Source organism: Streptomyces sp. H27-H1 (assembly GCF_026627445.1).
Classification (GTDB): Bacteria; Actinomycetota; Actinomycetes; order Streptomycetales; family Streptomycetaceae; genus Streptomyces.
The window spans coordinates 175841-183623 of sequence record NZ_JAPNLJ010000007.1; the positions used below are offsets into that span (position 1 = coordinate 175841).

The 7783-nt window shown below is 69.5% G+C and carries 7 protein-coding genes; 4 read left to right on the forward strand and 3 right to left on the reverse strand.

The genetic code is table 11. From position 1 onward, the window contains the following. The first annotated feature begins 233 nt into the window (after positions 1 to 233). Positions 234 to 2918: a pyruvate dehydrogenase (acetyl-transferring), homodimeric type gene (aceE, locus tag OTB20_RS10190; RefSeq protein WP_267816564.1), complete on the forward strand. Its 2685-nt coding sequence runs from the start codon at positions 234 to 236 to the stop codon at positions 2916 to 2918. Positions 2919 to 3066: 148 nt separating this feature from the next. Next, the gene (locus OTB20_RS10195) at positions 3067 to 3585 is read left to right on the forward strand and encodes a DUF4240 domain-containing protein (RefSeq protein ID WP_267816565.1); all 519 of its coding nucleotides are present in this window, start codon (positions 3067 to 3069) and stop codon (positions 3583 to 3585) included. 94 nt (positions 3586 to 3679) lie between these two features. Here OTB20_RS10195 and OTB20_RS10200 read toward each other — a convergent pair whose 3' ends face one another. Then, positions 3680 to 4450, reverse strand: coding sequence for an SDR family NAD(P)-dependent oxidoreductase (locus OTB20_RS10200; RefSeq protein WP_267816566.1), 771 nt, complete (start codon positions 4448 to 4450; stop codon positions 3680 to 3682). A gap of 88 nt (positions 4451 to 4538) precedes the next feature. On the opposite strand from OTB20_RS10200, the gene OTB20_RS10205 reads away from it, so the two are divergent. Further along, on the forward strand, positions 4539 to 5192 hold the full coding sequence (locus OTB20_RS10205; protein WP_267816568.1) for a TetR/AcrR family transcriptional regulator: 654 nt from the start codon (positions 4539 to 4541) through the stop codon (positions 5190 to 5192). A gap of 57 nt (positions 5193 to 5249) precedes the next feature. On the opposite strand, the gene OTB20_RS10210 is transcribed toward OTB20_RS10205, so the two are convergent. Together OTB20_RS10210 and glnA are read right to left on the reverse strand one after the other, a co-directional pair. Then, on the reverse strand, positions 5250 to 5567 hold the full coding sequence (locus OTB20_RS10210; RefSeq protein ID WP_267816570.1) for a MazG-like family protein: 318 nt from the start codon (positions 5565 to 5567) through the stop codon (positions 5250 to 5252). Positions 5568 to 5679: 112 nt separating this feature from the next. Continuing rightward, positions 5680 to 7089, reverse strand: coding sequence for a type I glutamate--ammonia ligase (gene glnA / locus OTB20_RS10215; RefSeq protein WP_267816571.1), 1410 nt, complete (start codon positions 7087 to 7089; stop codon positions 5680 to 5682). Between the two features lie 184 nt (positions 7090 to 7273). On the opposite strand from glnA, the gene OTB20_RS10220 reads away from it, so the two are divergent. Beyond that, entirely contained in the window at positions 7274 to 7741 is a 468-nt protein-coding gene (locus OTB20_RS10220; RefSeq protein ID WP_267816573.1) for an RDD family protein, read from the forward strand. The last annotated feature ends 42 nt before the right edge of the window (positions 7742 to 7783 follow it).

The following is a 7783-nucleotide window of genomic DNA, read 5'->3' on the forward strand; positions in this document are numbered from 1 at the left end:
CAGCCCCACAGGACAGCCCGCCTTGCCCTGATTTGCCCGGCACCGGGTGCCTTTTTTCATGGCACCCGGTGCCGACTTTTGTCTTATGGGCGTTTCTTCGTCACTTTCATTTGATCGATCATCGATCAGCGTCTTACAGTCATCCGCGGACCCCACCCGGGTCCAACGACCCTGTCCTGCCCGTCAGGGATTTCTTCACCACCTCTCCTTTGTCCGGAAGGCGGCGCACACCGATGTCCGACCCCGTAGGAAAGCTTCCGAGCGAGCTCGACCAGCTCCCGGACCGCGACACCGAGGAGACCGCCGAATGGGCGGCCTCCCTCGACGCCGTCGCCAAGGCCGCCGGTACGCGCCGCGCCGAATACCTGCTCCGTCGCACCCTTCAGCACGCCGAGGCCGCCGGCCTCGCGCTGCCGAAGCTCCTTGAGACGGATTACGTCAACACCATCCCCACCGCCGCGGAGCCTGAGTTCCCCGGCGACGAGGCGATGGAAGCCAGGATCACCGCGTGGAACCGCTGGAACGCGGCCGCCATGGTGACCCGCGGCTCCAAGTACGGCGTCGGCGGCCACATCGCCACCTTCGCCTCCGCCGCGTGGCTGTACGAGACCGGCTTCCAGCACTTCTTCCGCGGGAAGGAGGCCGACGGATCGGGCGACCAGCTCTACATCCAGGGCCACGCCTCCCCCGGCATCTACGCCCGCGCGTTCCTCGACGGACGCGTCTCCGAGCAGCAGCTCGACCACTTCCGCCAGGAAGCCGGCGGCCAGGGCCTGCCGTCCTACCCGCACCCGCGGCGCCTGCCGTGGCTGTGGGAGTTCCCGACGGTGTCCATGGGCCTCGGCCCGCTCTCCGCGATCTACCAGGCGCGCTTCAACCGCTACCTGCAGAACCGGAGCATCAAGGACACCGCCAACTCGCACGTCTGGGCCTTCCTGGGCGACGGCGAGATGGACGAGCCCGAGTCGACCGCCGCCCTGGCCCTGGCCTCCCGCGAGCAGCTCGACAACCTGACCTTCGTCATCAACTGCAACCTGCAGCGCCTCGACGGTCCGGTCCGCGCCAACTTCCGCGTGGTGCAGGAGCTGGAAGCCCAGTTCCGCGGCGCCGGCTGGAACGTCATCAAGTCGCTGTGGGGCTCCGCCTGGGACGAGCTGTTCCAGCTCGACACCACGGGCGCCCTGGTTCGCCGGCTGCGCGAGGTACCCGACGCGCAGTTCCAGACGTACGCGACCCGCGACGTGGCCTACATCCGCCAGCACTTCTTCGGCGCCAACGCCGAGCTCGTGCAGCTGGCCGGTGTGCTCTCCGACGCGAAGATCGCCGAGTGCTTCCACACCTCCCGCGGCGGCCACGAGCCCCGCAAGGTGTACGCCGCGTACAAGGCCGCCCTGGAGCACAAGGGTGCGCCGACGGTCATCCTCGCGCAGACCGTCAAGGGCTACACGCTGGGTGCCGGGTTCGAGTCGAAGAACGCGAACCACCAGATGAAGAAGCTGACGATCGACGAGTTCAAGGACATGCGTGACCTCCTTGGCCTCCCGATCCCGGACAGCGCCTTCGCCGACGGCCAGGTCCCGTACGGCCACCCGGGCGCGAACAGCCCCGAGATCCAGTACCTGAACGAGCGCCGCGCGGCGCTCGGCGGCCCGGCCCCGGCCCGCAAGGTCAAGCACGTGGCCCTGCCGGCTCCGGCCGACCGGTCCTTCGCCCCGCTGCTCAAGGGCTCCGGCAAGCAGGAGATGGCCACCACCATGGCCTTCGTCCGGCTCGTCAAGGACCTGATGCGGGACAAGGAGACCGGCAAGCGCTGGGTTCCGATCGTCCCCGACGAGGCCCGTACCTTCGGTATGGAGTCCCTCTTCCCGTCGGCCGGCATCTACTCGCCGCTGGGTCAGACCTACGACCCGGTCGACCGCGACCAGCTCATGTACTACAAGGAAGCCAAGGACGGCCAGATCCTCAACGAGGGGATCACCGAGGCCGGCGCCATGGCCGACTTCATCGCCGCCTGTACGTCGTACGCGACGCACGGCGAGCCGATGATCCCGTTCTACATCTTCTACTCGATGTTCGGCTGGCAGCGCACGGCCGACCAGATGTGGCAGCTCGCCGACCAGCTCGGCAAGGGCTTCATCGTCGGCGCCACCGCCGGCCGCACCACCCTGACCGGTGAGGGCCTGCAGCACGCGGACGGCCACTCGCACCTGATCGCGTCCACGAACCCGGCGTCGCTCAACTACGACCCGGCCTTCGCGTTCGAGATCGCGGTGATCGTCAAGGACGGTCTGCGCCGGATGTACGGCGAGAAGCCGGAAGACGTCTTCTACTACCTGACGGTCTACAACGAGCCGAAGGTGCAGCCCGCGATGCCCGAGGGCGTCGAGGCAGGCATCCTCAAGGGTCTGTACCGCTTCAACACGGCGGCCGACCTGGGCGAGGCCGCTCCGCCCGCCGACGCCCCGAAGATCCAGCTGATGGCCTCCGGTACGGCGATCCACTGGGTGCTCGACGCGCAGAAGCTGCTCGCCGCCGAATGGAACGTGGCCGCCGACGTCTGGTCCGCCACCTCCTGGGGCGAGCTGCGCCGCGACGCGCTGGAGTGCGACGAGGCGCTGCTGCGCGGCGAGATGCGCACCCCGTTCGTCACCCGCGCGCTGGAGGGCGTCACCAGCCCGGTGCTCGCCGTCTCCGACTGGATGCGTCAGGTCCCGGACCAGATCAGCCAGTGGGTCGAGCAGGACTACACCTCGCTGGGTACGGACGGCTTCGGCCTCTCCGACACCCGCGAGGGCGCCCGCCGCCACTTCGGTGTCGACGCCCAGTCCATCGTGGTGGCCACGCTGGCCCAGCTCGCCCGCCACGGCGAGGTCCCGGCGTCCTCCATCAAGGAGGCCCGGGAGCGCTACGGCCTGTAGGCCCCGGCACCCTGAACGACCGTGAGGCGGTCCGCTCCTTCGGGAGCGGGCCGCCTTTCGCGCATGCGGCCGTGCGGGGGGCTTGGACCGGCCTTTCGCGCCGTGCGCGGTGGCGGCGCGAGGGCTGACCCGTGATGCTGTAGCAGTGATGGACGAGACGGAATTCTGGGAGATGGTCGACCGTACGCGCGAGGCCGCCGACGGCGACCCCGAGGAACACGCCGAGCTGCTCGTGGAGCGGCTGGCACAGCTCGACCCGGACTCCGTCCTGGACTTCGCCCGACACTTCGAGTCGCGGTACAACCGGGCGTACACCTGGGACCTGTGGGGCGCCGCGTGGGTGCTGCTCGACGGGGCGAGCGACGACGCGTTCGACTACTTCCGGTGCTGGCTGATCGGCCAGGGCCGGGAGGTCTTCGAGGGCGGGGTCCACGATCCGGACCAGCTGGCGGAGCTCCTCGACGAGTTCGACGAGGAGCTCGACGGGGACGGCGAGGAGCTGGGGTACGCGGCGGACGAGGCGTACGAGCAGCTGACCGGGTCGGTCGCGCCGGAACTGGGGGTCCCGCTGCAGGCGGCCGAGCCGGAGGGCGCCGCGCTGGACTTCGAGAACGAAGCCGTGCTCGCGGAGCGCTTCCCCCGGCTGTGGGACCGCTTCAGGGGCTGATGCCCCCGTCATTCCCGCTGATGGCTGCTGATGGGCGCTGACAGCCACTGGCGGCCACTGATGCCTGGCGATGCCCGGCATCGCCCGGTGCCGCCTAGTAGTGCGTACCGCCGTCGATGCGGATCTCCGTACCGGTGATGAAGGCGCCGTCCTCGGAGCCCAGCATGGCGACGACGCCGGCGACCGTGGCCGGGCCGGCGAAGCCCTGGCCGAGGGCCGGGGCGAGCTTGGTGAACAGGCTCCAGTCGGTGTCCTCGGGCAGGCCGGGGCCGGTGCCGGTGGTCATGCCGCTCTCGATGGAGCCGGGGGCCACGGCGACGAAGCGCAGGCCCTGCTTGCTGTACTCGGCGGCCAGTGCGTGGGTCATGGACTGGATGCCGCCCTTGCTGGCCGCGTAGGCGGACATGTAGGGGTGCGCGAAGCTCGCCGAGGTGGAGCTGAAGTTGACGACGACCGGCTGCTCGCCCGCCAGCAGCGCCGGGAGCGACTCGCGGATGACCAGGAAGGTGCCGGTCAGGTTCACCGCGATGACCTGGTTCCAGAGGTCCAGAGTGGTCTGGTGGGTGTGCGCGGAGCGCAGGATGCCCGCGGCGTTGACCAGGACGTCGATCCCGGTGAGGACGTCGACGGCGGCGGCCACGCCCGCCTTGACCGCGGCCTCGTCGGATATGTCGAGGACGGCGGTGGTGACTCGGTCGGCGTGGCCGTCGGCGGCCGCCTGATCGGCGGTGGCCTTGAGGCCGGCCTCGTTGACGTCCACGGCGTGGACCCGGCCGCCCTCGGAGAGGATGCGGTGGACGGTGGCCTGGCCGATGCCGGAGCCGCCGCCCGTGATGAGGACGCGACGTCCTTCGTAACGGTTCATGGGGACGAGCGTACTCCCGTCATGACACGGTTTGCCAGCCTGTCAAAACGTGCAATACCGCTCTTCGGCACGAGGTATCCTTCCCACCGTGAGATCCCCTCGTCCGTACTCTCCCCAGGCCGGCCCCGGAGCCCAGTCGCTGAACGAGCGCCGCAAGGCGGCCACCCAGCTCGACATCGCCCGCGCAGCCTGCGAACTCTTCGCCGAGCACGGCCCCGACGGCACCACCGCCGAGGACATCGCGCATCGAGCGGGCGTGGCGCTGCGCACGTTCTACCGCTACTTCCGCAACAAGCAGGAGGCCGTCGCCCCCCTCCTCGCGGGCGGCGGCGACGCCTGGCGCGCGCTGCTCGCCGAAGAGGACCCCGGCACCCCGCTCGCCGAGGCCTTGGAGCGGGCGGTCACCCGCTCCCTCACGGACCCCCAGGCACTCGAGGAGGGCCTGGAGGTCACCCGCGGCCTGCTGCGCGCCGCCGCGACCGACGAGGCTCTGCGGGCCGTCTGGTACCGGGTCAACCAGGACTCCGAGGAGCGCCTGGTCCCGGTGATCGCCCGGCTCGCCGGCCCGGAGGCCGACACCCTCGGCGTCCGCCTCCTCTCGGCGGCCGCCACGGACGCGATCCGCATCGCCCTGGAACTCTGGTCGGCCACGGACACCCCGCCCGCGGGCCCCGGCTCCCCGTCCGAACTCGCGGTCCGCTGCCTACGCGACCTCACGGGCGCCATGCCCCTGATGCGCTGAGCGGTCCGGCCCGCCCCGGCGGCCCGCCCCGCGGGCCGGTCTCGCCCACCGTTCCCGTCACAGGAACCGCTGCGACTTCTCCCGCAGATGCCCGGCGAGGAAGGCGGGGGCGTCGGGCCGCATCCGGGCAAGGGCGACCATCGCGGTGACGATGACATCGGCGACCTCCGCCTCCACGTCGCTCCAGGTGTGCGAGTTCCCCTTACGGGGATTGGTGCCCCGGGCCCCGATCACGGCCTGCGCCGCCTCCCCGAACTCCTCCCCGATCTTCAGGACCTGCAGCGTCAGGCTCTCCTCCCGCCCCACCCCGCACTCCCGGTCGTGCTCGTCGAACCGGGCCACGAGGGCCCCGATGGTCTTCCACACGTCGTCCATCCACGCAGCAAACCACCGGCAGGCCGCCCGCCGGGCGGAAACGACGGAGCCCCGCCCCCTTCCGTGGAAGGGGGCGGGGCTCCGGGTGATCAGTGCGTCAGCACGGCACGGCTTAGAGGTCGAAGTAGAGCTCGAACTCGTGCGGGTGCGGGCGCAGCGCGATCGGGGCGATCTCGTGGGTGCGCTTGTAGTCGATCCAGGTCTCGATCAGGTCGGGGGTGAAGACACCGCCGGCCAGGAGGTACTCGTGGTCCTCCTCGAGGGCCTTGAGGACGTCCTCGAGGCTGGTCGGGACCTGCGGGACGCTCGCGTGCTCGTCCGGGGAGAGCTCGTAGAGGTCCTTGTCGATCGGCTCCATCGGCTCGATCTTGTTCTTGATGCCGTCGAGGCCGGCCAGCAGGAGGGCCGAGAACGCCAGGTACGGGTTCGAGGACGGGTCCGGGGCGCGGAACTCGACGCGCTTGGCCTTCGGGTTCGAGCCCGTGATCGGGATGCGCATCGCGGCGGAGCGGTTGCGCTGCGAGTACACCATGTTGACCGGCGCCTCGAAGCCCGGGACCAGGCGGTGGTACGAGTTCACCGTCGGGTTGGTGAACGCGAGCAGCGACGGGGCGTGCTTGAGGATGCCGCCGATGTAGTAGCGCGCCATGTCCGACAGACCCGCGTAGCCGGTCTCGTCGTAGAACAGCGGGTCGCCGTTCGCCCACAGCGACTGGTGCACGTGCATGCCCGAGCCGTTGTCACCGAAGATCGGCTTCGGCATGAAGGTCGCGGTCTTGCCGTTCTTCCATGCGACGTTCTTCACGATGTACTTGAAGAGCATCAGGTCGTCGGCCGCGGCGAGCAGCGTGTTGAACTTGTAGTTGATCTCGGCCTGGCCACCGGTGCCGACCTCGTGGTGCTGACGCTCGACCTGGAGGCCCTGGGCGTCCAGCTCGAGGGAGATCTCGGCGCGCAGGTCGGCGAAGTGGTCGACCGGGGCTACGGGGAAGTAACCACCCTTGTAGCGGACCTTGTAACCACGGTTGTTCTCCTCGGAACCGGTGTTCCAGGCGCCGGCCTCGGAGTCGATGTGGTAGAAGCTCTCGTTCGCGGTGGTCGCGAAGCGCACGCTGTCGAACACGTAGAACTCGGCCTCGGGGCCGAAGAACGCGGTGTCGGCGATGCCGGTCGAGGCCAGGTAGGCCTCGGCCTTCTTCGCGACGTTGCGCGGGTCACGGCTGTAGGCCTCGCCCGTGATCGGGTCGTGGATGAAGAAGTTGATGTTGAGCGTCTTGTCCTTGCGGAACGGGTCCAGGCGCGCGGTGGTGATGTCGGCACGCAGCGCCATGTCGGACTCGTGGATCGCCTGGAAGCCGCGGATCGAGGAGCCGTCGAACGCCAGCTCCTCGTTCGGGTCGAAGACGCGCCCCGGGATGGTGAAGTGCTGCATCACACCAGGCAGGTCGCAGAAGCGGACGTCGACGAACTTGACGTCGTTCTCCTTGATGTACTGCGTCACTTCGTCGGCGTTCTTGAACATCCAACTCCTCCTACTCCCGACCCCGGGGCAGGGCGGGCTTTATAGCTAGTGGTGCGTCAGTGCGGTGCCGCACGCTGACCCGACCATAAGCAGACGGGGTTTCTCAAGCATGACCCATTTGTTTCGCACAAGTTAACCAGGGTCCCGCCGGAACGGCGTCGAGCGGCACGGGTACCGTGTCCGGGTGGACAAGAGGCAAGCAATCGGATCCTGGCTCTCCGGCCCCCGCGAGGCCGCCGAGGAGATGGGTGCCGACTTCGGGTACCCCGGCAAACAGCTCGGTCTGCCCCAGCAGGGGCCCGGCTCCGTGGCCCGTTTCGGCCGCCGCCTCGGCGCCGTGGCCATCGACTGGCTGGGCTGCCAGCTGATCGCGTACGGGCTGATCACGGGCCGGGACTGGAACGGTGCGGGGAACTGGACGCTGGCCGTCTTCATCGCCCTGGCCATCCTCACGGTCGGCACTGTGGGCTTTACCCCAGGGAAGCGGATCCTGGGCCTCCGAGTGGTCTCGGAGGACGGCGGACGGCTGGGCATCGGCCGTGTGGTGCTGCGCACCGCGCTGCTCGCCCTGCTGATCCCGGCCATCGTCTGGGACCGTGACGGCCGCGGACTGCACGACCGACTCAGCCGCGCGGTCCAGGTCAGGATCTGAGACGGGCGCGGAGAACCGCGGCAAGCAGAGAGGGGGGGGCCC